This is a genomic window from Microbispora sp. NPDC046973, from assembly GCF_040644495.1.
GTDB lineage: Bacteria > Actinomycetota > Actinomycetes > Streptosporangiales > Streptosporangiaceae > Microbispora.
The window spans coordinates 22,519-45,103 of the sequence record NZ_JBEYWQ010000013.1 but is presented as its reverse complement, the minus strand read 5'-3'; the positions used below and the strand labels follow the sequence as shown (position 1 = coordinate 45,103).

19 protein-coding genes are annotated in these 22,585 nt (G+C 73.9%); 10 read left to right on the top strand and 9 right to left on the bottom strand.

Going from position 1 to position 22,585, the window contains the following annotated elements:
• The first annotated feature begins 85 nt into the window (after positions 1–85).
• Entirely contained in the window at positions 86–970 is an 885-nt protein-coding gene (locus ABZ860_RS23495) for a LysR substrate-binding domain-containing protein (protein ID WP_357223668.1), read from the top strand.
• A 103-nt stretch (positions 971–1,073) separates the two neighbouring features.
• Positions 1,074–1,511, top strand: a complete 438-nt coding sequence (locus ABZ860_RS23490) for a GNAT family N-acetyltransferase (RefSeq protein ID WP_357223664.1) — start codon at positions 1,074–1,076, stop codon at positions 1,509–1,511.
• A 121-nt stretch (positions 1,512–1,632) separates the two neighbouring features.
• Here the strand turns inward: ABZ860_RS23490 and ABZ860_RS23485 are convergent, their stop codons facing one another.
• From ABZ860_RS23485 to ABZ860_RS23475, 3 genes are read right to left on the bottom strand one after another with little or no spacing between them, the layout of a single operon-like run.
• Entirely contained in the window at positions 1,633–3,813 is a 2,181-nt protein-coding gene (locus ABZ860_RS23485; RefSeq protein WP_357223662.1) for a hypothetical protein, read from the bottom strand.
• Between the two features lie 37 nt (positions 3,814–3,850).
• On the bottom strand, positions 3,851–4,789 hold the full coding sequence (locus ABZ860_RS23480; protein WP_357223659.1) for a PfkB family carbohydrate kinase: 939 nt from the start codon (positions 4,787–4,789) through the stop codon (positions 3,851–3,853).
• On the bottom strand, positions 4,786–5,688 hold the full coding sequence (locus ABZ860_RS23475; RefSeq protein WP_357223656.1) for a pseudouridine-5'-phosphate glycosidase: 903 nt from the start codon (positions 5,686–5,688) through the stop codon (positions 4,786–4,788). Before ABZ860_RS23475 ends, ABZ860_RS23480 begins: the two co-directional genes overlap by 4 nt.
• A gap of 234 nt (positions 5,689–5,922) precedes the next feature.
• Here ABZ860_RS23475 and ABZ860_RS23470 point away from each other — a divergent pair, with 234 nt between their 5' ends.
• The 7 genes from ABZ860_RS23470 (at position 5,923) to ABZ860_RS23440 (ending at position 14,710) form a co-directional block, all read left to right on the top strand.
• On the top strand, positions 5,923–7,461 hold the full coding sequence (locus tag ABZ860_RS23470) for an NAD(P)/FAD-dependent oxidoreductase (protein WP_357223653.1): 1,539 nt from the start codon (positions 5,923–5,925) through the stop codon (positions 7,459–7,461).
• 20 nt (positions 7,462–7,481) lie between these two features.
• A complete protein-coding gene (locus tag ABZ860_RS23465; RefSeq protein WP_357223650.1) occupies positions 7,482–8,201 on the top strand; it encodes a response regulator transcription factor in 720 nt (239 codons plus the stop codon).
• Positions 8,198–9,631: a HAMP domain-containing sensor histidine kinase gene (locus ABZ860_RS23460; protein ID WP_357223647.1), complete on the top strand. Its 1,434-nt coding sequence runs from the start codon at positions 8,198–8,200 to the stop codon at positions 9,629–9,631. Before ABZ860_RS23465 ends, ABZ860_RS23460 begins: the two co-directional genes overlap by 4 nt.
• Before the next feature lie 146 nt (positions 9,632–9,777).
• On the top strand, positions 9,778–10,662 hold the full coding sequence (locus ABZ860_RS23455) for a glycosyltransferase (RefSeq protein ID WP_357223644.1): 885 nt from the start codon (positions 9,778–9,780) through the stop codon (positions 10,660–10,662).
• A 161-nt stretch (positions 10,663–10,823) separates the two neighbouring features.
• The gene (locus ABZ860_RS23450; protein WP_357223641.1) at positions 10,824–11,996 is read left to right on the top strand and encodes a bifunctional glycosyltransferase family 2/GtrA family protein; all 1,173 of its coding nucleotides are present in this window, start codon (positions 10,824–10,826) and stop codon (positions 11,994–11,996) included.
• Positions 11,993–14,227, top strand: coding sequence for a glycosyltransferase family 39 protein (locus tag ABZ860_RS23445; protein ID WP_357223639.1), 2,235 nt, complete (start codon positions 11,993–11,995; stop codon positions 14,225–14,227). Before ABZ860_RS23450 ends, ABZ860_RS23445 begins: the two co-directional genes overlap by 4 nt.
• A gap of 66 nt (positions 14,228–14,293) precedes the next feature.
• On the top strand, positions 14,294–14,710 hold the full coding sequence (locus ABZ860_RS23440; RefSeq protein WP_357223636.1) for a ferritin-like domain-containing protein: 417 nt from the start codon (positions 14,294–14,296) through the stop codon (positions 14,708–14,710).
• A 136-nt stretch (positions 14,711–14,846) separates the two neighbouring features.
• Here ABZ860_RS23440 and ABZ860_RS23435 read toward each other — a convergent pair whose 3' ends face one another.
• Positions 14,847–15,935 carry an FAD-dependent monooxygenase gene (locus tag ABZ860_RS23435; protein ID WP_357223633.1) on the bottom strand — a complete coding sequence of 363 codons (1,089 nt, stop codon included), beginning with the start codon at positions 15,933–15,935 and terminating at the stop codon, positions 14,847–14,849.
• Between the two features lie 84 nt (positions 15,936–16,019).
• On the opposite strand from ABZ860_RS23435, the gene ABZ860_RS23430 reads away from it, so the two are divergent.
• Complete coding sequence (locus ABZ860_RS23430) at positions 16,020–16,511, top strand: TetR/AcrR family transcriptional regulator (RefSeq protein WP_357223630.1); 492 nt, start codon at positions 16,020–16,022, stop codon at positions 16,509–16,511.
• 65 nt (positions 16,512–16,576) lie between these two features.
• On the opposite strand, the gene ABZ860_RS23425 is transcribed toward ABZ860_RS23430, so the two are convergent.
• The 5 genes from ABZ860_RS23425 to ABZ860_RS23405 all read right to left on the bottom strand — a co-directional run bounded on the left by ABZ860_RS23425 (position 16,577) and on the right by ABZ860_RS23405 (position 22,580).
• Positions 16,577–17,422 (bottom strand): helix-turn-helix transcriptional regulator, encoded by an 846-nt coding sequence (locus tag ABZ860_RS23425; protein WP_357223627.1) that lies wholly within the window; start codon positions 17,420–17,422, stop codon positions 16,577–16,579.
• A gap of 67 nt (positions 17,423–17,489) precedes the next feature.
• Positions 17,490–17,705: a hypothetical protein gene (locus ABZ860_RS23420; protein WP_357223625.1), complete on the bottom strand. Its 216-nt coding sequence runs from the start codon at positions 17,703–17,705 to the stop codon at positions 17,490–17,492.
• A 41-nt stretch (positions 17,706–17,746) separates the two neighbouring features.
• On the bottom strand, positions 17,747–19,519 hold the full coding sequence (locus ABZ860_RS23415) for an acyclic terpene utilization AtuA family protein (protein WP_357223622.1): 1,773 nt from the start codon (positions 19,517–19,519) through the stop codon (positions 17,747–17,749).
• Positions 19,516–20,316, bottom strand: a complete 801-nt coding sequence (locus ABZ860_RS23410; RefSeq protein WP_357223619.1) for an enoyl-CoA hydratase-related protein — start codon at positions 20,314–20,316, stop codon at positions 19,516–19,518. The genes ABZ860_RS23415 and ABZ860_RS23410 overlap by 4 nt, the downstream gene beginning before the upstream one ends.
• Positions 20,313–22,580, bottom strand: a complete 2,268-nt coding sequence (locus tag ABZ860_RS23405) for a biotin carboxylase N-terminal domain-containing protein (RefSeq protein ID WP_357223616.1) — start codon at positions 22,578–22,580, stop codon at positions 20,313–20,315. The genes ABZ860_RS23410 and ABZ860_RS23405 overlap by 4 nt, the downstream gene beginning before the upstream one ends.
• Positions 22,581–22,585 lie beyond the last annotated feature (5 nt).

Sequence of the window (22,585 nt, the reverse complement as noted above, 5' to 3'; positions counted from 1 at the left end):
CCGATCTCTCGTACGGCCTCCAGCCTGCCGATCCGCCTGCCAGAAGTCCAACAGATGGATCGGATGGAAACTAGAATCAGCAGTTATGGAACTGCGTCAGCTGGAGTATTTCGTCGCGGTCGCCGAGGAGCGCAACTTCACCCGCGCCGCCGAGCGGGTGCACATCAGCCAGTCGGGCGTCAGCGCCCAGATCCGGCAGCTCGAACGCGAACTCGGGGCCGAGCTGTTCGACCGGTCCGCGCGGAGCGTCACGCTGACCGTCGCGGGGAAGGCCGCGCTCGACCACGCCCGCGCCGCGCTCGCCGCGGCCGGGGCGCTGGGACAGGCGGTGGGCGAGGTCACCGGCCTCATCCGGGGCCGGCTCACCGTCGGAATGGTCGTCGGCTGCACCGTCACACCGCTGTTCGCCGCCCTCGCCGCGTTTCACCGGGCCCACCCGGGGGTGGAGATCGCACTCCTGGAGGACAACTCCGACCGGCTCGCCGAAGGGGTGCGCTCCGGCGCCCTCGACCTGGCCCTCGCCGGGTTCGCCGCCGCCCCGGACGGCCTGGAGACGCTGACCGTCATCAGCGAGCGGCTCGTCGCCGCCGTCCCCGTGGACCATCCCCTCGCGGGCCGGGACGGCGTCACCCTGCGCGACCTCGGCTCGCACCCGATCGTCTGCATGCCGTACGGCACCGGCCTGCGCACGGTGTTCGACCGGGCCTGCGCGGCCCGGGGCCTCCAGCCGGTGATCGCACTGCAGGCCGGGGCGGCCGACGCCGTCGCCGACCTCGCGGCCCGGGGGCTCGGCGTCGCCGTCCTCAGCGAGTCGATGGCCGCGGCCCACCGCGACCGGCTCACCGCGCTCACCATCGAGGACGTCGAGACGCCCGCCCTGCTCGCCCTGGTGTGGCGCGGCGGTCAGGGCCCGGCCGTACGCGAGTTCGTGCGGCACGCCCGGCGGTCCTTCGCCGTCACCTCCGCCTGAAAGGCCTTCCCGCCTGCTTCTCCCCGGCCGCTCTGCGATGGACGATCTCGACGGGTGGGCTTGGATTGGACGTATGTGCCCGGGTACTCCTAGAGTCCCTTTCATGACGTCTGGTGATCTCCATCTCCGGAGGGCCGAGAAGACCGACGCGGACGAGATCTTCGCACTCGCCCGCGAGTTCGCGGTGACGTTCCGGCCCGAGCGCGCGCCGTTCGACGCGGCGCTGCCGCAACTCCTGGAGAACGAGGACGCCTTCCTCATCGTCGCCACGGTCGAGGGGACCGTACGCGGCTACCTGCTCGGCTTCACCCACCTCACGCTGTTCGCCAACGGCAGGGTCGCGTGGGTGGAGGAGGCGATGATCGAGAGCGGCTACCGCCGTCACGGGATCGGGCGGCGGCTGCTGGAGGAGTTCGAGACGTGGGCGCGCTCGCGGCAGGCCGGCTACGTCGCGCTGGCGACCCGGCGGGCCGCCGAGTTCTACGGCGCCCTCGGCTACGAGGTGTCGGCCACCTACTACCGCAAGATGCTCAGACCCTAGACACGAGTCCGCTGCCGGTGCCGGCTGCACGCTCACCGTCGCGCCGGGGCAGCGAGCATGACCCGACCCTTCCGGAGAAATTCCGCGCGTCGCGCCGTACGCGACGCGCGGCCGGGGACGATCAGACCGAAGACGTGAGCTGGGCGTCCAGGCGGTAGCCGTCCACGGTCACGTAGACCGAGTCGCCGGGCCGCGCGTTCAGCCGCATCAGAACCGGCTGGAGCGAGTCGAACACCGGCTGCCGGTCGCGCCACACCAGCACGACGGCGTTGTCTCCCGGGCCGGTGACCGACAGCAGCGTCCCCGGGCGCATGCCGAGCTGGGCGGCGTACCCCTCGGGGACCGCCACCGGCTCGCCGCGCAGATGGCCGCTGGTGACGTCGATCCGCTGCCAGCGGCGCGGGTCTGAGGCCGGGCTGGAGGTCGGGCGGGGGTTCGGCACCAGATGCGGCCGGGGCACGCCCCCCGCCAGGGTCCCGTTCAGGGTGCCGCCCGGGGTCCCGCTCAGGGCGCCGTTCGCGTTCCCGTTCAGGTTGCCGTTCGTGAGCGCGTTGAGCGCGGCGAGCGCGGTGGCGGCGTCGGGCCCGTTGTTGGCCTGCGAGGGGATCGGGACCCCGCCGCGGCCGTGGTGATGCCCGTTCGCGCCGGGCGTACGCCGGGGCAGCGGCGCGGGCTTCGCCGTATGGTCGGGGCCGTGCCGGGTGGGCAGGGTGCCGGGCTCGGTCGGGGAGCTGGCCTGCGGCATGGAGTCCAGCCACGCCTTGGCGGAGTGGGCCCGGATGCCGAGCTGGCCGAGCAGCTCCACGACGTCGGCGTCCGCGGGCTTGTTCGCCAGCAGCTGGCGGGTCTTGTCCCGCAGGCCCGCCAGGTCGCCGACCACGAGCCAGCCGTCCTGCAGACGGCGGTCGGGCATCAGCGTCACCAGCACCCGCCACAGCGGCGTGCCGAGGGCCGGGACCTCGATGGGATGGGACGGGTCCGCCGCGATGAGCTGCTCCTGGGTGGCCGCGGCGCCCAGCCACTCGGTGAGCCCGAACAGGTGGCCGGTGAGCGGCGCGGAGTCGGGGGAGCGCAGCCACAGCAGCACCCGCTCCTCGGCCGTGCGCTGCGCCTGGGAGAGCAGTTCGCGGTCCACGTTGAGGTTGTGCGCCAGCGTGCGCAGGCTCACCGGCTCGGCGGCGAACAGCCGCTCGGCGGCGACGGCCCTGGCGAGCGGGTCCCAGCCGCGGAACAGGCCCTCGATGACCGCGACCATCGGGTGCGCGCTGAGGTCGGCGGGCTGCCGCTCCCGCGCCGCCTCGGCGGCGGGCTGGGCGGGGGCGGCCGCGGGCTGCGGGAGCGAGGCCCCGGACTGCCGGGCGAAGGGCTGGGTGGCGGGCTTGACCGGCTCAGCGGCGGGTGACGGGGCGGCGGGCGCCTGTGCGGGCGGCGGCGCGCCCTGCCCCGGCCGGGCGGGTGCCTGCCCCTGGTGTGCAGGCCCGTGTCCCTGCTGCGCGGGCGGCTGTGCAGGCGTCTGTGCAGGTGTCTGGGCGGCCTGCCCGGGCACCGGCGCGGCCGGCCGGGCGAACGGCTGCGAGGTGGCCCCGGGCGTGGCCTGGGGGAAGGGCTGAGAGGTGGTTCCCGGGGCGGCGGCCTGCGGGAACGGCTGCGAGGTCGTCCCGGGCGTGGCCTGGGGGAAGGGCTGAGAGGTGGTTCCCGGGGCGGCGGCCTGCGGGAACGGCTGCGACGTCGTCCCCGGCGCGGCCTGCGGGAGGGGTCCGGAGGGGGGACCGGCGGGCGCCTGGGTCTGCCGCGCCTGGACCGGGACCTGGGCCTGCGCCTGGGGCGCGGCCTCGCCCCCCGCGAGCGCCTCTGCGGACCGGCCCGCCGCCAGCTCGCTCTCCAGGCGCCCGAAGACCTCCCGGAACACCGTGGTCAGGAGGACCTCGGGCGAGGCGGGGGCGGCCGGGGCCTGGAGATCGCACGGCGTCAGGCGGCGCAGCCGGTACCACCCGCCGAGGTGGTTGACCACCGTGCGTACGGGATCGGGCCAGCCGGGCATGGCCGGGTCCACCGTGTGCACCTGGAGCGCCGGGAGCAGGTCGGTGAGGGGCAGGTGGTCCCAGCGGCCGACGGCCAGGCGGGCGAGCCGCTCGCAGAGCCAGTCAACGCCGGTCGCCCGCATCGCGCGGCCGATCCCGACGGATGCCCACCAGCCGCCGGGCAGGCGCGGGTCGGCCAGCAGCTCGGCCACCTGCTGAGGACGGCTCCAGCGCAGGGCCGGGACCAGGTCGCTCAGGCAGATCGTTGACTCGGCGTCCATCGGTATGACCGCACCCTCCCGAGAGTGACGCATGTTGCTAATGGTGCAGCTTACGCCGCAAACCAGCAATTGGTGTCAATAGGGTAAAGTTCCCAGGATCCGGCCGGGCGCCGACCTGCGCGACCGCCGCCGCGCCCGTCTCACACCCCTTGCGCAGGGCTTCCTCGGGTGTGCTCCCGGCCATCGAGGCGACCAGGAACCCCGCGGCGAACGCGTCTCCCGCGCCCGTCGAGTCGACCGCCTCCGCCGGGGGCGCGGCCGCTCTGGCGACTATACGGCCATCGCGGGCCAGCAGCGCACCGCCGGCCCCCAGCTTGACCACCGCCGTGCCGTAGTGGGCGCTGAGCGTGCCGGCCGCCGCCTCGGGATCCGCGGCGTCCGCGAGCAACAGCGCCTCCTCCAGGTTGGGGATCACGACGCTCGCCGGGGCGGTCTCCTCAAGGAACCGCTCGCGGCCGAAGGCGCGCAGCGGCCCGCAGGAGGCCGGATCGACGCTGACGGGGATCCCGCGCCCGGTGGCCTCGCGCATGGCGAGCCGCGCGAGCTCCAGGCCCGGCTCGGCGAACATCGTGTACGCCGACAGGTGCAGATGCCCGACCCCGTCGAGCAGGTCGGGCGTCCAGTCGCCGACCCCGATATGGGCGCTCGCCCCGCGGTTGGTGAGCATGGACCGCTCTCCGGTGGAGTCGACCATCGCGATCACGACGGCCGAGGGCCGTTCCGGGTCGATCCGCAGGTGCGGCCGGACCCCGGCCCTGGTCAGCTGGGCCGCGTGCCACTCGCCGGTGTCGTAGCCCGCCCGCGCGAGCAGGCGGGTGTCGGCGCCGAGCCGGGCGGCCCAGGAGGCGGTGTTCGCCCCCGAGCCGCCCGGGCGCAATGCGATGTCGGCGGGCGTGTCGGTGCCGGTGGCCGCGGGGCCGTCGTGCAGCGCGACGACGTCGGTGACCACGTCGCCGATCACCAGCAGACCGCTCACCCGGCCGCCCAGGCGGCCGCGATCTGCCCGGCCAGGCGGGTGTTGCCGCGTACGGCCGCGAGGTTGGCCTCCAGCGACGCGCCACCCGTGCCCTCGACCAGGTATTCCAGCAGGAACGGGGTGATGGCCTGCCCGGTGACCCCGCGCTCCTCGGCGGCGCGCAGGCCCTCCGCGAGCACCCGGTCGTGCAGGTCAGGGTCGAGCTGGAGGTCGGCCGGAACCGGGTTGGCCACGATCAGCGCCGTGTCCAGCCCGCCGAGCGCGTCCTGTGCCCGCATGACCCCGGCCGCCTCCTGCGGCGTCTCGATGCGCCAGTCGACCGGCTCGCCCGAGCTGTGCAGGTAGAAGCCGGGGAACTCGTCGGTCCGGTAGCCGACGACGGTGACCTGCTTGGTCTCCAGCCGCTGGAGCGTCGCGGGCACGTCGAGGATCGACTTCACCCCGGCGCACACGACGGTGATCCTGGTGCGGCTGAGGGTGTCGATGTCGGCCGACTCGTCCTGCACCGTGGTCCAGCCGCGATGGACGCCGCCGAGACCCCCGGTGGCGAACACCCGCACGCCGGCGCGGGCGGCCAGGAACGAGGTCCCCGACACGGTCGTGGCGCCGCTCAGCCCGAGCGCGGCGGCCGGGGCGAGGTCGCGGAAGCCCAGCTTGCGCAGCCCCGGCTCGGTCGCGATCCGCTCCAGCCCGTCCTTGTCCAGGCCCACCCGGGGGACGCCGTCCAGCACCGCCACCGTCGCCGGCACGGCCCCCGCCTGCCGGACGATGTCCTCCAGTTCGAGGGCGACCTGGAGGTTGCGGGGCTGGGGAAGCCCGTGGGAGATGATGGTGGACTCCAGGGCGACGACCGGACGGCCGGTGGCCAGCGCCTCGGCGACCTCATCGGAAACGCGCATGTCTCTCCTGCTTCCCGCTTGGGGTTCTTTCGTTGACGGAAGATTGTCCGCTTCGGCATATTCTGCCCGGGTCTTGCGGGGGATCTTGCGATAAGTTGCGGGCGTCCGCCCAGGCCCACCCGCTGCCGTTCCTGCCGTCACCCCCTCCGAGACCCTCCCACGTCCGCCGCCGCGACCCGCATCCGGCCCGCACACCTGCGCAATCGAGTCACGTACGACCCGGGAGAACGCTCCATGCCACGCTCGCACTACGACGTCGTCATCGCCGGCGCCGGGCACAACGGCCTCGTCGCCGCGGCCTACCTCGCCAGGGCCGGGCGCAGCGTGCTGGTCCTGGAACGCCTCGGCCACGTGGGCGGCCTCGCCGTGTCGGCCCGCGCGTTCCCCGGCGTGGACGCGCGGCTGTCGCGCTACTCCTACCTGGTCAGCCTGCTGCCCACGAAGATCGTGAAGGATCTCGGGCTGCGCCTCAACCTGCGCCGCCGCCGCTTCGCCTCCTACACCCCGGCCGGCGACACCGGCCTGCTCGTGGACAACGAGGACGCCGCGCGCACCGCCGCCTCCTTCGAGGCCGTGACCGGGGGACTGCGCGACCTGGCGGCCTGGGAGCGGTTCTACGGGATGACCGCCCACGTGGCCCGGCGGGTCGCGCCGACGCTGCTCGAACCGCTGCGCGGCCGTGCGGCCCTGCGGGAGGTCGTGGGGGACGACGAGGCGTGGCGCGACCTGTTCGAACGGCCCGTCGGCGAGGTGGTGGACGAGCGGTTCGCCGACGACACGGTGCGCGGGGTCGTCCTCACCGACGCCCTGATCGGCACCTTCGCCGATCCGGCCACCGACCTGCTGGCCAACCGGTGCTTCCTCTACCACGTCATCGGCGACGGCACGGGCGACTGGAACGTGCCTGTCGGCGGCATGGGCGCGGTGACCACCGAGCTCGCCGAGGTCGCCCGGCGGCACGGCGCCGAGATCCGCACCGGCGCCGAGGTGCTGGCCGTCGACCCGGGCACGGGAGAGGTCACGTTCGACGACGGCGCGGAGCACGCGGTGACCGCGGGGAAGGTGCTGGCCAACCTGCCGCCCGCCGTGCTCGCCCGGCTGCTCGGGGAGACGCCCGAGCGGCCCGAGGGCGCCCAGCTCAAGATCAACATGGTGCTGTCGCGGCTGCCCCGTCTGCGGGACCCCGCGGTGGACCCCGCCGAGGCGTTCAGCGGCACCTTCCACATCAACGAGAGCCGCGACCAGCTCGCCGCGGCGTACGCGCAGGCCGCCGCGGGCAAGGTGCCGGACCTGCCGCCCGCCGAGGTCTACTGCCACTCGCTCACCGACCCCTCGATCCTCGGCCCGGAGCTGCGGGAGGCGGGGGCGCACACGATGACGCTGTTCGGCCTGCACATGCCGGCGCGCCTGTTCGCCGACCCGGGGGCCAAGCGGGAGGCGCTGGCCCGCACGCTCGCGTCGATCGACTCCGTGCTCGCAGAGCCCATCGAGGACTGCCTGCTGCGCGCGCCCTCGGGCGAGCCCTGCCTGGAGGTCAAGACCCCGCTCGACCTGGAGCGGGACGCGGGGCTGCCCGGCGGCCACATCTTCCACCACGACCTGTCCTGGCCGTACGGCGAGGAGGGCGGCCACGGGGCTCGCCCTGCTGAGTGGGGCGTCGAGACGGCGCACGAGCGGGTGCTGCTGTGCGGCGCGGGCGCCCGGCGCGGCGGCGGCGTCAGCGGCATCCCCGGCCACAACGCCGCGATGGCGGTATTAACGGAACCTTCATGACGCTCGGGTAGCTTGTGCCGGTGCGTGAGGAATCGGCAAAGCTGCTGGTAGTGGACGACGAGCCCGCCCTCAGGGAGGCGTTGCGCAGCAGCCTGGAGTTCGAGGGCTACGCGGTCGAGACCGCCGCCGACGGGCTGACCGCGCTCGGCCTCCTCGACCGCGCCGCACAGGACGGGGGATCGTACGACGCGGTCCTCCTCGACGTCATGATGCCCCGGCTCGACGGGCTGACGGCCTGCCGGCGGCTCCGCGCGTCCGGCAACCGGCTGCCGGTCCTCATGCTGACCGCGCGCGACGCCGTCGGCGACCGCGTCTCCGGCCTGGACGCCGGGGCCGACGACTACCTGGTCAAGCCGTTCGAACTCGACGAGCTGCTCGCCCGGGTGCGGGCGCTGCTGCGGCGCGGCGGACAGTACGGGCAGAACGAGAGCGACGGCGACGTCCTCGCCTTCGGCGACCTGCGCATGGACACCGTGAGCTGGGAGGTCACCCGGGCCGGCCGCAGGCTCGACCTCACCCGCACCGAGCACCTGCTGCTCGAACTGTTCCTCACCCACCCCCGTCAGGTGCTCACCCGCGAGCAGATCCTGCGCGAGGTGTGGGGCTTCGACTTCGAGCCGTCGTCGAACTCGCTCGACGTGTACGTGATGTACCTGCGGCGCAAGACCGAGGCCGGCGGGCTGCCCCGCCTGATCCACACCGTGCGCGGCGTGGGCTATGTGCTGCGGCCGTCGCCGTGAGACGGCGCTCGCTCCGGTCCCGGCTCACCCTGCTGATCGCGGCGGCGGTCGCCCTCGCCGTCGCGGTGGCGGCGGCCGTGTGCTGGCTGCTCGTCCGCGGCGAGATGCGCGGCCAGATCGCCGGCTCGATCACGCACCTGCAGCCGCCGGCGCAACAGGTCGGCTTCGCGCTGCGCGACTGCGCCGGCCAGGGACGCAAGGAGGGCCACCCGCGGCCCGACTGGGACCCCTCCGGGCGCAGCTGGCAGGTCGTCCTGCCGGACGGCTCGGTGTGCGTCGCGTCCGGATCGGCGCAGGTGACGCCGACCGCGCGGGAGCGGATGATCGCCGTCTCCGGCGGCACGCCCGTGCTGCGCGACGCGGTCACCACCGACGGCACCTCCGTGCTCGTCTACACCTTCAGGTATGAGCCGCGTCTGGGCGGCCCGCCGGGCGACGCCGTGCAGTTCCCGGAGCCGCCTCTGCCGCAGGGCCCGGTGACGGTCAGCGTGTTCCGCTCCACCGCCGAGATGGACCAGACGCTCCGCATCCTCGCCCTCGTCTTCGGCTCCGTCTGCGTGCTCGGCGTGCTCGGCGCCGCCGTGGCCGGTCTCTGGCTGGCCCGTACGGCGCTGCGCCCGGTGGAGCGGCTCACCCGCGCGGTCGAGCACGTGGCGAGGACGGAGGACCTGAGCGTGACCATCCCGGTGGCGGGGGAGGACGAGATCGCCCGCCTCAGCCGGTCGTTCAACACGATGACCGCGGCGCTGTCCAGCTCCCAGGAGCGCCAGCGGCGGCTCGTGGCCGACGCGGGACACGAGCTGCGCACCCCGCTGACGAGCCTGCGCACCAACATCGACCTGCTGCTGCGCAGCGAGAACACCGGCCGCGCCATCGAGCCATCGGCCAAGCGGCGGCTGCTGGCGAACGTCAAGGAACAGTTCGAGGAGATGTCGAGCCTCATCGGCGACCTGCTGGAGCTGTCGAGGAAGGCGGAAAGCGGCGAGCTCTCGTCCGACATCGACCTGCACGAGGTGGTGGCGTCGGCGGTCGAGCGGGCCAGGCGGCGCGGCCCCGGGCTGCGCTTCGACGTCGACCTGGAACCGTGGCAGGTCCACGGGGACGCCCGGGGGCTGCAGCGGGCCGCGGTGAACGTGCTCGACAACGCCGTGAAGTTCAGCCCGCCAGGGGGCCTGGTGACCGTGCGGCTGAAGGGCGGCGTGCTGACCGTCCGCGACGAGGGCCCCGGCATCCCCGAGGACGAGCTGCCGCACGTCTTCGAGCGGTTCTGGCGCTCGCCGTCGGCACGCAGCCTGCCCGGCTCGGGCCTCGGCCTGTCGATCGTGGCGCAGGCCGTGCGCGACGCCGGGGGACGGGTCGGGATCGAGAACGCGCCGGGCGGCGGCACGCTCGCCACGGTCGAACTCCCCGGCGGCCCGCCGGCCGCGTGACCTGCCCGGGCACGCCAAGGCGTCCCCGATTCGCCGGAAATCGCAGGTGACCACCACTAGGCTGGCGGGTTGACGCGACGGGAACGACGGATGACGAGATCCCGCTCGCTCCACCCGGTGCCGAGCCGTGCGGGAGACGCGACAGGATGACCAGCCCGAAGGCCACGGTCGACGTGGTGGTGCTCACCATGAACGACCGGCGCGAGCCGTTCGAACGGGCGATGGAATCCCTCCTGGCCCAGCGGGACGTCGACCTGCGCGTGGTCATCGTCGGCAACGGCGTCGAACCCGATTACGTGCCCGCCGGGGTCCGCACGGTGGTCCTGCCCGTCAACGAGGGCATCCCGGCCGGGCGGAACGCCGGCGCCGACGCCCTCGCCGGGCCCGACGCCGGGGAGTTCGTCTTCTTCCTCGACAACGACGCCGTCCTGCCCGCCGCCGACACCCTCGCCCGGCTCGTCGCCGTCGCCCGCCGCCACACCGGGGCGGCCTACATCCAGCCGCGCATCGCCGACCCCGGCACTGGGGTGACGCTGCGCCGATGGGTGCCCCGCCTGCGCGCCGGCACGGCCACCCGGCCGGGCGCCATCACCGTCATGGCCGAAGGCGTCGTCCTCATCCGCCGCGCCGACTACGAGCGGGCGGGCGGCTGGCCCGGGCACTTCTTCCTCTTCCACGAGGGCGTCGACCTGAGCTGGCGGCTGTGGGACCTCGGACGCACCGGCTACTACGCGCCGGACATCGTCATCCACCACCCGGCGACGAACCCCGCCAGGCACGCCCCCTTCTACCGCCTCGTCGCGCGCAACCGCGTGTGGCTCGCCTACCGCCGGCTCCCCGCCCCGCTCATTCCCGTCTATCTGGCCGTCTGGACCGTGATCAGCGTCGCCCGGATCCGCTCCCGTGCGAACCTCGCCGTGTGGTTCCGGGGGCTGCGCGAGGGCCTGAAGGGCGGGCACGGCCAGCGCCGTCCCATGTCCTGGGCCACTGTGGCACGGCTCACCCGTGCGGGACGCCCCCCGATCGTCTGACCGGAGCCTCCCGGGAGCGTTCTCATCGGGCATTAATGAACGCCTCAGAGCGGTCCCATTCCGGCCCGCGAGCGTGGGCCCATGAGCGAGCGAAGCGAGCGAATCGGTAGGCACAGCGCAATTTGCGAATGCAACTCCGAGCCGTCAGGCGAGGAGGTGGCATGAGCGTAACGATGGTTTCCGGGCCGGCGACGGGGGCGTCCCGCAGGACCCGCCTGGTCGAGGTCGTCGTCCCCGTGTACAACGAGGAGCGCGTCCTGGCCGCGAGCGTGGAGCGGCTGCACGCCTACCTGAGCGGCGACTTCCCGTACGGCTTCCGCGTGACGATCGCCGACAACGCGAGCACGGACGGCACCTGGACGATCGCCCGGCGGCTGGCCCGGGAGCTGCCGGGGGTGCGGGCCGTCCACCTCGACCAGAAGGGCCGGGGCCGGGCGCTGCGGCGGGTGTGGGAGTCCAGCGACGCCGACGTGGTCGGCTACATGGACGTGGACCTGTCGACCGACCTGGACGCCTTCCTCCCCCTGATCGCGCCGCTGATGACCGGCCACAGCGACCTGGCGATCGGCACCCGCCTGTCCCCGTGGTCCAACGTGGTGCGCGGCCCGAAGCGGGAGATCATCTCCAGGTCGTACAACCTGCTGCTGCGCTCGCTCATGGGGGCGCGCTTCTCCGACGCGCAGTGCGGGTTCAAGGCGGCCCGCACCCAGGTCGTGCAGGCCCTGCTGCCCGCCGTGAAGGACGAGGCGTGGTTCTTCGACACCGAGCTGCTGCTGCTGGCCGAGCAGCACGGGCTGCGCATCCACGAGGTGCCGGTCGACTGGGTGGACGATCCCGACAGCCGGGTGGACATCGTCAGGACGGCCGTGGACGACCTCAAGGGCATGTGGCGGGTCGCCCGGGGGAGCCTCGCGGCCCCCGCCGCGCCGCCGTCCCGGACGTCGGTGCGCACGCAGATCCCCGTCTTCGCGGTGATCGGGGCGATCAGCACGGTGGCGCACCTGGCGCTGTTCTGGATGCTGCGCTCGGTGCTGCCGCCCGTGGCGGCCAACGCGATCGCGCTGTTCGTCACCGCCGTCGCCAACACCGCGGCCAACCGCCGCTTCACCTTCGGCGTACGGGGCCGGGCGGGCGCCGCGCGGCATCACCTCGGCGGGCTCGTCGCCTTCGTCGCCGGGCTCGCGCTGACCAGCGGGGGCCTGGCCGCGCTGCCCGGCGGCGCGTCGCGGGCCGCCGAGCTCGCCGCCGTCGTCGTGGCGAACGGCCTGGCCACCCTGCTGCGCTTCCTGCTCCTGCGATCCTGGGTCTTCGCGCCTCGGAAGGACTCTCGATGACCCTCCTCGCCTCCGTGGCCCCGATGAGCCACCGGGCTCCCGCGGACCGCGCGACTCCCCTCCTGCGCTGGGGGAAGTGGGCCGTGCTCGCCCTCGCCGCCGTGCTCTACACGTGGGCGCTCGGCCGCAACGGGTACGCCAACGACTACTACGCCGCCGCGATCTACTCCGGCACGAAGAGCTGGAAGGCGTTCTTCTTCGGCGCGCTGGACGCCGGGTCGTACATCACGGTCGACAAGCCGCCCTTCGCGCTGTGGGTGATGGGCCTGTCGGCCCGGATCTTCGGGTTCGGCACGTGGAGCATGCTGCTGCCGCAGGCGGCTGCCGGGGTGGCGTCGGTCGCCCTGGTCCACTCCGCCGTACGGCGGGCGACGGGCGGGCTCGGCTCCCGCGCGGCCGGGGCCGCGGCCCTGCTGGCGGCGCTCGTCATGACGCTGACCCCCATCACCGTGGCCATCAACAGGGACAACAACCCGGACACCGTCCTGGTGCTGCTGCTGGTCGCGGCCGGATGGTTCTGCCTGGAGGCGATCCGCACCGGGCGGCTGCGCGCGCTGCTGGTCACCGCCGTGCTGGTGGGCCTCGCCTTCAACACCAAGATGCTCCAGGCGTACCTCGTGCTGCCGGCGTTCGCGCTGACCTACCTCTACGCCGCGCCGGGGGCGTTCGTACGCCGGATCGGGCGCCTGTCGGCCGCCGGGGCCGTCCTCGCGGTCACCAGTGCGTGGTGGATGGTCGTGGTCGACCGGTGGCCCGCGTCCTCGCGGCCCTACATCGGCGGCAGCACGGACGACACCGTCTGGGACCTGGTGATCGGATACAACGGCCTGGGCCGGATCTTCGGCGGCGAGGGCAACGGCGGCGGTCCGGGACGGCTTCCCGCCGACGCTCCGGAAGGCATGGCGCGCGCCTTCGGCGGCGGCATGGGCGGCGTCCCAGGTGGTGGCGCCGGTGGTGGCGCCGGAGGCGGCTTCGGCGGCGCGTCCGGCGCGGGCCGGCTGTTCAACGACGTCATGGCCGGGCAGATCTCCTGGCTGCTCCCGTTCGCCGCCGTGGCCCTCGTGTGCGGCCTCGTCCTGGTCGTCAGACCGGGCTTCGAGCCGTCGAGGGGCGCCGCGAGGAACGCCGTGCGCGCGTCGCTGCTGGTGTGGGGTGGCTGGCTCGTCGTGCACTACGCCGTCTTCAGCTTCTCCAGCGGCACCTTCCACCCGTACTACACGACCGCGATGGCGCCCGCGGTCGCCGCGCTGACCGGCATCGGCGGCGTGCTGATGTGGCGGGCGGCACGCGCCTCGGCCGCCTGGCGGCTGATCCTGGCCGCCGCGATCGCCGTGACCGGGGCCTGGTCGTTCGTCGTGCTGCGCCGTACGCCGGAGTTCGTGCCGTGGCTGGCCTGGGCCGTCGCGGGCGGCACGGCGGTCGCGGTGCTCGCCCTGGCGGTCACGGCGCTCGCGGGCCGCGGCACGGGGAACGGCACGGGGAACGGCACGGGGAGCGTCGGTCCGGCCGGGCGTGGGGGCCGGACGGCCGCGCGGATCACCGCGGTGGCGCTCGCCGCGGCGGTCGCGGCCGGGCTGGCCGGTCCCGCGGCGTACGCGGTGACGCCGCTGGGCGCGGCGGTGAACGGCACCAACCCCACGGCGGGGCCGTCACAGGGCAGGGGAGGACCGTTCGGCCGCGGCGGCTTCGAGGGCCCGGGCGGAATGGGCGGCATGAACCCGCCTGCGGGCACGCGATCGGGTGGCGCGACGGCTCCCGAGGGCACGGCACCCGGCGGGAGCGCCCAGGAGGAGAACGCCCAGGAGGAGAACGCCCAGGAGGAGAACGCCCAGGACGGGAACCGGCAGGGCGGACGCGGCATGCGCGGGCCCGGCGGCCAGGTGGACGCCGCGATGGCGGCGTACCTGAAGCGGAACAAGGGGAGCGCCACCTGGCTGGTGGCGGTGGACAGCGCGCAGAGCGCGTCGTCGCTCATCCTGTCCACCGGCGAGCCGGTCATCGCGATGGGCGGGTTCACCGGGTCCGACCCGGCGATGACGGTCGGCAAGCTGCAGCGGTACGTCGCCGAGGGGAAGCTCGCCTACATCCTGATCGGCGACGGCGGTTTCGGGCCCTCCCGGGGCACGAGCTCGGACGTCACCGCATGGGTGAAGGCGCACGGCACGCAGGTCGAGGCCGCGGAGTACGGGGGCGCGGACGGTGGCGGCTCCTCGCTCTACAAGCTGGGCTGACGGCGTTCGGCCGCCTCCCCAGCGGGTACGTGATGGGCCTTCCGACCGACGAAAGGACGACCTCACATGGACACGGAGGGCTTCATCGCCCTGCTCAACGAGGACCTGGAGAGCGAGTACCGCTCGATCGTGCAGTACGTGCAGCACGCGGCCACCATCAAGGGCGCGCAGTACCTGTCGATCATCGAGGAGCTCAAGCAGCACCTCGGCCAGGAACTCAACCACGCGAGCACGCTGGCCGAGCAGATCGACTTCCTCGGCGGCGTCCCGAGCGTCCGCGTTCCCGAGGTGCCGGTGGCGACCGACGGCGCCGACGCGCTCCGGCTCGACCTGGAGTTGGAGCAGGAGCAGCTGCGCCGCTACCGCGAGCGCGTGGAGCAGGCCCAGGAACTCGGCCTGAGCGACGTGGCCGAGGCGCTGCGCCCGCTGCTGCAGCAGACGCAGGACCACGTCATGGACCTGCAGACCGCCCTGGGGAAGTGACGGACGGCCGCGGGTGGAGTGAGGCGGGACGTCGCGGCCGGGGCCGGGCCGTGACGCCCCGCGCCCGGTGCCGAAGGGGCCGAGCGGAGCGCGCGCCCACGGGGCGCTACCCGGAGTGCGTGCGCAGGGGGAGGAGTTACGCCGAGCGCGTGTCCGCGGGGCCGGTTCCGCCGCCGCCGAACATCGTCGCCGCGGTCTCCTGACCGATCGCCTGGTTCTCCGTGACGTAGGGCCGCAGCTCCGCCTCGTACGCGGCGAAGGCGGCCGCGTGATCACCGACCGCCGAGGCCAGGGCGCGTGTCAGCGTCCGGGCGCCAATCAGCGCCTGTGAGGTGCCCATGCCGCTGGTCGGCGCGGCGCAGTACCCCGCGTCTCCGACCAGGGCGATCCGGCCCGACGACCAGCGGTCCAGGTGGACCTGGCAGGTCGAGGCGAAGGAGAAGTCGTCGGCCTCGCTCATCGCCTCGAGCAACCGGGGCACCTGCCAGCCGCGCCCGGCGAAGGCGGTGCGCACCGCCTGCTCCTGCTCGTGCCTGGGCCGCCTGTCGAGCGCGGGTGAGGCGGTGGAGAAGGAGAGGCTGACCGTGAGCCGGTCGGCGTCGCCGGTGCTGAGCAGGAAGATCGCGGTGTCCCTGCCGTGCTGCAGGATGCCGCTGCGGCGCAGGCCGAGGTGGTTGGCGGTGCTGAAGCCGGCGCCCGATAGGCCCAGGTGCCGCAGCGCCTCGGCATGGGGGCCGAAGGCCAGCCGCCTGACCTTCGAGTACACGCCGTCGGCGCCGAACACCAGGTCGAACTCGCGGGTGGCGCCGCGTTCGAACTCGACGGTGATTCCAGACGCGTGCTGGGTCAGCGCGCTGATCGAGTCGCCGAACACGTACGTCACGTCGCCGGCGGTGACGCGGTGCAGGATGCGGGTCAGCTCGCGCTTGGGCACTTCCAGCTCGCCGGCGAACGCCTCGGCGGGCAGGCGCCCGATCTCGGCGCCCTCCTCGTCGACCAGGACGGTGCCGCCCATCCTCGTGTCGTGCTCGCGGACCTCGGAGAGGATGCCCATCTCCTCCAGCACGTCGAAGGCCGCGCCGCGGAAGTCCACGGCGTAGCCGCTGTCGCGCAGGTCCGGTGCGCGCTCGACCACCGTCACCTCGTAGCCGTCGCGGTGCAGGAAGTAGGCAAGGGCGGGTCCGGCCACGCTCGAACCCGAGATCAGAACCTTCGTCGCGGTCATGGCACGACCGTAGCCCGGATTTGTCCAAATGGTCAAACCGTTTGGATAAACCATTTGGACAAGCGGCCCGGTATGCTGCGGGGCATGGGAAACCGAGAGGATCTGCTGGCCGGGGCCAAGCGGTGCCTGATCGAGCGCGGCTGGGCGCACACGACCGTCCGCGACATCGCCGCGGCCGCCGGGGTCAGCCACGCCGCCATCGGCTACCACTTCGGCTCCAAGGACGCCCTGCTCACGCAGGCCCTGGTGGAAGCGGTCGACGAGCTCTCCCAGGAAATCGCCTCTCGCACCCCGTCCGGCAGACCCGAGGAGGGCTGGCAGGCGCTGATCGACAGCTTCACCACTCACCGGGCGTTGTGGGTGGCCCAGCTCGAGGCCGTGGTGCAGGCCGAGCGGTCACCGGAGGTACGCGAACACCTCGCCAAGGGACAGCGCGAGGGACGGGAGGGACTCGGCGGCTCGGTGCCGCTCGCCCTGCTGACCGGTTTGATGCTGCAGTGGCTGGTGGATCCCGACCACGCGCCCAGCGGCGCCGAGGTGATCGCCGGGCTGCGCTCGCTCGCCGCCGGGCTCTGACCGGCCACGGGCCCGCCGGCGGGACCTCCCGGTGCGCGTACGGCGGCCGGGCCAGCGCGGCAGGGTCAGCGCGGCCGGGCGTAATCGTCGAGGGCGCGCACGATCAGCGCCCTCGCGTCGTCGCGGAAGGCCGCCACCTCGCAGAACTCCTCGAACGCCTGCGCGTAGAAGGCGACGTCCTCGGCGTCGCGAAGCAGCAGGTCCCTGGTGCTGGTCGCCACCCCGACCAGGCAGTCGTCGTAGATCCAGAACGAGTTCATCAGGGCGGACGGCAACTGCGCCTCGAACGGCAGCAGCCCGAACTCCACGTTGGGCAGCGTGGTCACCGCGATCAGCCGGTCGAGCTGGCCGCGCATCACGTCCGGGGGCGCGAGCCGGTAACGCAGCACCGCCTCCGGCATGACGAACCGGAACCGCCGCGCCGGGTCGTACAGGATCTCCTGGCGCCGCATGCGGACCCGGATCGCGTCGTCCACGTCGTCGGTCGACTCGTGGACCCGCCTGACCTTGCCGAAGATGTGCCTGGCGTACTCGGTGGTCTGCAGCAGGCCGATCACCACGCCCGGCTCGAAGGCCCGGAACAGCCGGGTGCGCGTCTCCAGGTCGCGGACGTCCTCCTGCAGCGTGGCGAGACCGTTCCTGTGCCGCTGCCGATAGGAGTCCTGGCGCTCCAGCAGGCCGGCCGCCTTCCGGATCAGGCCGTCGATCGTCTGCGGGTCGGCGTCCACGGCCTTCCCCCACAGAACCACGTCGTCCTCGGTGGCGGTCTGGCGGGCGTTCTCGATCCTCGAGACCTTCGACGGCTGCCAGCGCAGCCGCTCGGCGAGGTCCTTCCCGGACAGGCGGGCGTTCTCCCGCAACCGGCGTAGCTGGGCTCCCAGGTCCATGCGGGCCTGATGGAAACCGCTCATGCCCACCTCCGGCCGTGGTGCGGACCAAGGTAGACCCGGCGGACCGGATCACGCCAGAGGGCGGCCATCAGTCGTGAACAGGCAAGACCCGCCGGGCGATCTCGACGAGGAGTTCCCTCGGCACCTCGACCGCGGTCTCTCCGTCGAGCACATGGCGCAGGTCGGCGCGGGCCTCGCGGTCCACGACCTCCAGGCCCTGGACGACTATCGTGCCGCGGTCGGTCTCGTAGAGGGAGGGACAGGCCCCCGCCTCCGACGTGGAGCCGAGAAAGCGCAATCGCATGTCCTTGTCTCCCGATTGGCGGCGATCGCGCGCCATCCTAGTCACGAGGGAACGGGCACGCACACGGCGCGAAGACGCTCGCCGAGCGCCTTCGCCTGGGCGTCGAGGAGCGGGCTGGCCGCCACGCCTGCGCCCAGGAGCCCGTGGACGACGAAGTTGAGCGCGTGCAGGTTCGGCAGCGCGAACCGCTCGATCGGCAGGTCGCCGACCTCCGGGAGCAGGTCCCTGAGCCGGTCCACGGTGAGGAACGCCGCGAGCCAGGGATACCGTGCGGGGTCGCGCACCCAGACGCCGAGGTTGGCGTCGCCGCCCTTGTCGCCCGAGCGGGCGCCGGCGACCGTGCCGAGCGGCGCGACCGGCCCGGCCGCGAGATCCCCGGCGTACGGCGCGATCGCGTCGCCGGCCGCGTCGCCGGGCGGCGGCCCGCCCGCCTGCTCGCCCAGGACCGGACCGGACGGCGGCACGTGCGGCACCTCGACGCGGACTCCGCCCACGGTCACCACCGGGAGCACGGCCCGCGCGTCGACCGACGAGGGCCAGTAGACCCCATAGGGGGAGGCGTCGCCGGGCGGCGTCAGGCCGTAGAAGCCGGGGTAGCTCGCCAGACCGGTCTCCACGACGGCCGAGGAGAACGCCCGCCCGGCCTTGCGCGGATCGGGATCCATCACCGTGATCCGCAGCAACGCGGTCCCCGCGTCGTCCCGGCGGTTCCCCTCCGCAGGGCCGCCGCCCGCCCCGAGAGGGGTCAGTTCCACGTGCACCTGCTCGAACGACTCGCGGGGGACGCGGGCCCAGATCGCCTCCTGCGCGATCCGGGCCTTGGCCGCGATGCCGAGGCCGGTCAGCACGAGCGTCATCGTGTTGCGGTGGCCGCCGAGGTAGGTGACGGCGACCTTCAGCGTGTCCGGCGGGGGTTCGCCGCGCACGCCCGTGATCCTGACCCGATCGGGCCCCTCCTGCTCCAGCCGGATGGTGTCGAACCTGGCGGTCACGTCCGGCCCGGGATAGCGGGGCGAGGCGATCTCGTACAGCAGTTGCGCGGTCACGGTCCCGATCGAGACCAGCCCGCCGGTGCCGGGGTGCTTGGTGATCACACTCGACCCGTCGGCGTACAGCTCGGCGATGGGGAAGCCGCAGTGGGCGAGGTCCGGCACCTCCTCGAAGAAGGCGTAGTTGCCGCCGGTCGCCTGGCAGCCGCACTCGATCACATGCCCGGCGACGACGGAACCGGCCAGCGGGTCGAGGTCGCCCGGATCCCAGCCGAACCACCACATGCCGGGCCCGGTGACCAGCGCCGCGTCGGTGACCCGCCCGGTGACGACGACGTCGGCGCCGTGCTCCAGCGCCACCGCGATCGGCCGGCCGCCGAGGTAGGCGTTGGCGGTGAGCGGGGTCGCCCGCAGGGTCTCGCCGGTGTCCGCTTTGACCGGCGGCTCGGCGAGCGGCATGAGGTCGTCGCCGGTGACGTGGGCGACGGCCGCGCGCAGCCCGAGCCGGTCGGCCAGGGCCGAGACCGCCTCCGCGCAGCCGGCCGGATCGAGGCCGCCCGCGTTGGCGACGACTTTGATGCCCCGGTCGAGGCAGGCGCCGAGGACCTGCTCCATCTGCGTGAGGAACGTGCGGGCGTAGCCGGGGCGGCCCTTGAGCCGGTTGCCGGCGAGGATCGACATGGTCAGCTCGGCCAGCCAATCGCCCGTCAGCACGTCGATCGGCCCGCCCTCGACCATCTCCCGGGCGGCCGACAGCCGATCGCCGTAGAAGCCGCCGCAGTTCGCGACCCGCATCGGTCCCGGCCGCCCGGCCTCCGTCGTCATCGCCCGGCTTCTGGGGCCGAAGCCTCGGCGGGGACCCAGGCGGCGGGCCGCTTCTCGGCGAAGGCCCGGATGCCCTCCTGCCCCTCCTCCGAAGTGAAGCGCTCGGCCGACAGCGCGGCCATCGCGCGGAACCCCTCCTCGACCGGCAACAGCGGCACCTCCCGCACGAGCCGCTTGGTGATCGCCAGCGCCTCGGGGCCGCCGCGCAGCAGCATGCCGGTGTAGTGCGCCACGGTCGCGTCGAGGTCGTCGGCCGGCACGGCGCGGGTCAGCAGGCCGATCTCCACCGCGCGTTCGGCGGTGAAGACCTCGCCGGTGAGGAAGTACTCCGCCGCCGCCCGGGGCTCCAGGCGGCGCAGGCAGGTGACCGCGATCATGGCGGGGACCACCCCGAGCCGCACCTCGGTGAAGGCGAACGACGCGGTCGCCGGGGCGATGGCGAAGTCGCAGGCCGCGACCAGGCCGAGGCCGCCCGCTCGCGCCGTGCCGTTCAGGCGGCACACGACCGGCTTCGGGCTCTCCCAGATCCGCAGCATGATGTCGGGGAACGACGCGGTGACCGGCGCCCCTCCGGCGCGCTGCTCCTTCAGGTCGGCGCCCGCGCAGAACACCCGTCCCGCGCCGGTCAGCACGACGACCCGTACGGCGGGCTCGTCCAGCGCCCACGACAGGGCGTCGTCGAGCTGCCGCAGCAGCCGGGACGACAGGGCGTTGCGGTTGTGCGGCGAGTCGAGCGTGATCGTGGCCACGCCGCCCGCCTGCTCCCGGCGTACCAGTACGTCCTGGGGTTCGCTCACGGCCGCGTCGCCTCCCCGCCCGGATCCGCGCCGGTCTCGACGCCGGAAGGAACGCCCGGCGGCACGCCCGTCTCCGGGAACGTCTCCAGCCTCGTCTCCGGGCTCGTCTCCGGGCTCATCTCAGGACTCGCCTCCGGGTGGCCTTCCGCGCCGGGGTGGTCGCCGGGATCCGGATCCGCACCCGGGCCGGTCGCCGTGTCTGCCGCCGTGTCTGCTTCCGTGTCTGCTTCCGTGCCGGCTGCGGTGCCGGGCTCGGTCGCGGGGTCCGTTCCGGTTCCCTCCGTCCGCGGGCCGTCGCCCGGTCCCTGAGGCGGCGACGGCTCGATGACGGCGAGCGGCACGCCCGCCTCGACCTGGGCGCCCGGCGCCACGTGCAGCGCGGCCACCGTGCCCGAGGCGGGGGACACGATCAGGTGCTCCATCTTCATCGCCTCCAGCACGACCACCGGCTGCCCGGCCTCGATCACGTCACCGGGCTTGACCTCGACACGCAGGACCGTACCCGGCATCGGGGCGGGCAGTGCCCCCGGCGTCACGCGAGCGGCCGGTTCCGGCAGCCGTTCGGCCGGGGTGAGCCGCACCGGGCCGAGCGGGGAGTCGACATGCACCGTGCCGGGGTGGGGATCGGGGTAGGCGGCCACCTCGAAGGCGTGCCGCAGGCCCGCCGTCTCCAGCACCACCCGGCCGGGTTCCGCGGTCACGAGCGTGACGTCCTCGAAGCCCTCGGCCCGCAGCCCGTCCCTGGTCAGCCGGTAGGCGACCTCCAGGCGTCCGCCGTCCTCGGCGCCGAACGCCGTACGCTGCGGCTGCGAGGGGACGTTGCGCCAGCCGCTCGGCAGCCCGCCGAGCACGCCGTCGCGCCGGGCGGCGGCGCGATTGGCCGCCGCCCCGGCGAGCGCCGCCGCGAGCGCGGACAGCCGTGCGGCCGCGGGACCGGCGAGCGGGGCCGGTGCCGGGTGCCGGTCGAGGAAGCCGGTGTCGAGCGCCCCGGACAGGAAGTCCGGGTGCCGCAGCACTCCCACGAGCAGGTCGCGGTTGGTCGTCAGCCCGTGGATGCGCGCCCGCGCGAGCGCGTCCGCCAGCCGCCGGGCCGCCTCCGCCCGGTCCCGGCCGTACGAGACGACCTTGGCGAGCATCGGGTCGTAGTGGACGCCCACCTCGGTGCCGGAGAGCACCCCTGAGTCGAGCCGCAGCCGTGCCCCGAGCCCGAACTCGCCGTCCACGCCGGGGACCTCGAAACGGTGCAGCACGCCGCTCTGCGGGCGGCCCTCGGAGTCCTCCGCGTACAGGCGGGCCTCGATCGCGTGACCGACGGGGCTCGGCGGCAGCGCGGCGAGCCGCGCGCCCTCGGCCACCTCGATCTGCAGCCGCACCAGGTCGACGCCGTAGACGCACTCGGTGACCGGGTGCTCCACCTGGAGGCGGGTGTTCATCTCCAGGAAGAAGAAGCCCTCGTCCGAGAGCAGGAACTCGACGGTGCCCGCGCCCTGGTAGCCGATCGCACGGGCGGCCCGGATCGCCGTCTCGCTCAGCTCGCGGCGCAGCTCGGGGGTGACCGCGGGGGAGGGGGCCTCCTCGATCACCTTCTGGTGGCGGCGCTGGATCGAGCACTCGCGCTCGCCGAGCGCCCAGACCGTGCCGTGGGCGTCGGCGAGGATCTGCACCTCGATGTGGCGGGCGCCCTCCAGCAGCGGCTCGGCGAACAGCGTCCCGTCGCCGAAGGCCGACAGCGCCTCCCGCCGGGCCGACTCGACCGCCGCGGCCAGATCGGCCGGATCGCGCACCACCCGCATGCCGCGCCCGCCGCCGCCCGCCGACGCCTTGACCAGCACGGGGGCCGTCATCTCCACCGGGCCGTCCGGCGACAGCGGGATGGTCGGCAGGACCGGCACACCGGCCTCCGCCATCAGCGCCTTGGCCTCGATCTTCTTGCCCATCGCGGCGACGGCCTCGGGGGAGGGGCCGATCCAGGTCAGCCCGGCCTCCAGCACGGCGCGGGCGAAGCCGGCGTTCTCCGACAGGAAGCCGTATCCGGGATGGACCGCGTCGGCTCCCGACCTGCGGGCCGCCTCGACGATCCGCTCCGGGTCGAGGTACGCCAGAGGGGCGCCCAGCCGCACCGCCTGGTCGGCCTCGGCGGTGTGCGGGGCGGACGCGTCGGCGTCGGTGAAGACGGCGACGGTCTCGATCCCCAGCTCCCGGCAGGTGCGGAAGACCCGGCGGGCGATCTCCCCGCGGTTCGCGACCAGCAGCCGCCCGATCATGACCC

What these genes read in the sequence shown, in the direction of transcription:
- ABZ860_RS23495 (WP_357223668.1), top strand. Translation starts at nt 86, where the DNA reads ATGGAACTGCGTCAGCTGGAGTATTTCGTCGCGGTCGCCGAGGAGCGC.
- ABZ860_RS23490 (WP_357223664.1), top strand. Translation starts at nt 1,074, where the DNA reads ATGACGTCTGGTGATCTCCATCTCCGGAGGGCCGAGAAGACCGACGCG.
- ABZ860_RS23485 (WP_357223662.1), bottom strand. Translation starts at nt 3,813, where the DNA reads ATGGACGCCGAGTCAACGATCTGCCTGAGCGACCTGGTCCCGGCCCTG.
- ABZ860_RS23475 (WP_357223656.1), bottom strand. Translation starts at nt 5,688, where the DNA reads ATGCGCGTTTCCGATGAGGTCGCCGAGGCGCTGGCCACCGGCCGTCCG.
- ABZ860_RS23470 (WP_357223653.1), top strand. Translation starts at nt 5,923, where the DNA reads ATGCCACGCTCGCACTACGACGTCGTCATCGCCGGCGCCGGGCACAAC.
- ABZ860_RS23455 (WP_357223644.1), top strand. Translation starts at nt 9,778, where the DNA reads ATGACCAGCCCGAAGGCCACGGTCGACGTGGTGGTGCTCACCATGAAC.
- ABZ860_RS23450 (WP_357223641.1), top strand. Translation starts at nt 10,824, where the DNA reads ATGAGCGTAACGATGGTTTCCGGGCCGGCGACGGGGGCGTCCCGCAGG.
- ABZ860_RS23445 (WP_357223639.1), top strand. Translation starts at nt 11,993, where the DNA reads ATGACCCTCCTCGCCTCCGTGGCCCCGATGAGCCACCGGGCTCCCGCG.
- ABZ860_RS23440 (WP_357223636.1), top strand. Translation starts at nt 14,294, where the DNA reads ATGGACACGGAGGGCTTCATCGCCCTGCTCAACGAGGACCTGGAGAGC.
- ABZ860_RS23435 (WP_357223633.1), bottom strand. Translation starts at nt 15,935, where the DNA reads ATGACCGCGACGAAGGTTCTGATCTCGGGTTCGAGCGTGGCCGGACCC.
- ABZ860_RS23430 (WP_357223630.1), top strand. Translation starts at nt 16,020, where the DNA reads ATGGGAAACCGAGAGGATCTGCTGGCCGGGGCCAAGCGGTGCCTGATC.
- ABZ860_RS23425 (WP_357223627.1), bottom strand. Translation starts at nt 17,422, where the DNA reads ATGAGCGGTTTCCATCAGGCCCGCATGGACCTGGGAGCCCAGCTACGC.
- ABZ860_RS23420 (WP_357223625.1), bottom strand. Translation starts at nt 17,705, where the DNA reads ATGCGATTGCGCTTTCTCGGCTCCACGTCGGAGGCGGGGGCCTGTCCC.
- ABZ860_RS23415 (WP_357223622.1), bottom strand. Translation starts at nt 19,519, where the DNA reads ATGACGACGGAGGCCGGGCGGCCGGGACCGATGCGGGTCGCGAACTGC.
- ABZ860_RS23405 (WP_357223616.1), bottom strand. Translation starts at nt 22,580, where the DNA reads ATGATCGGGCGGCTGCTGGTCGCGAACCGCGGGGAGATCGCCCGCCGG.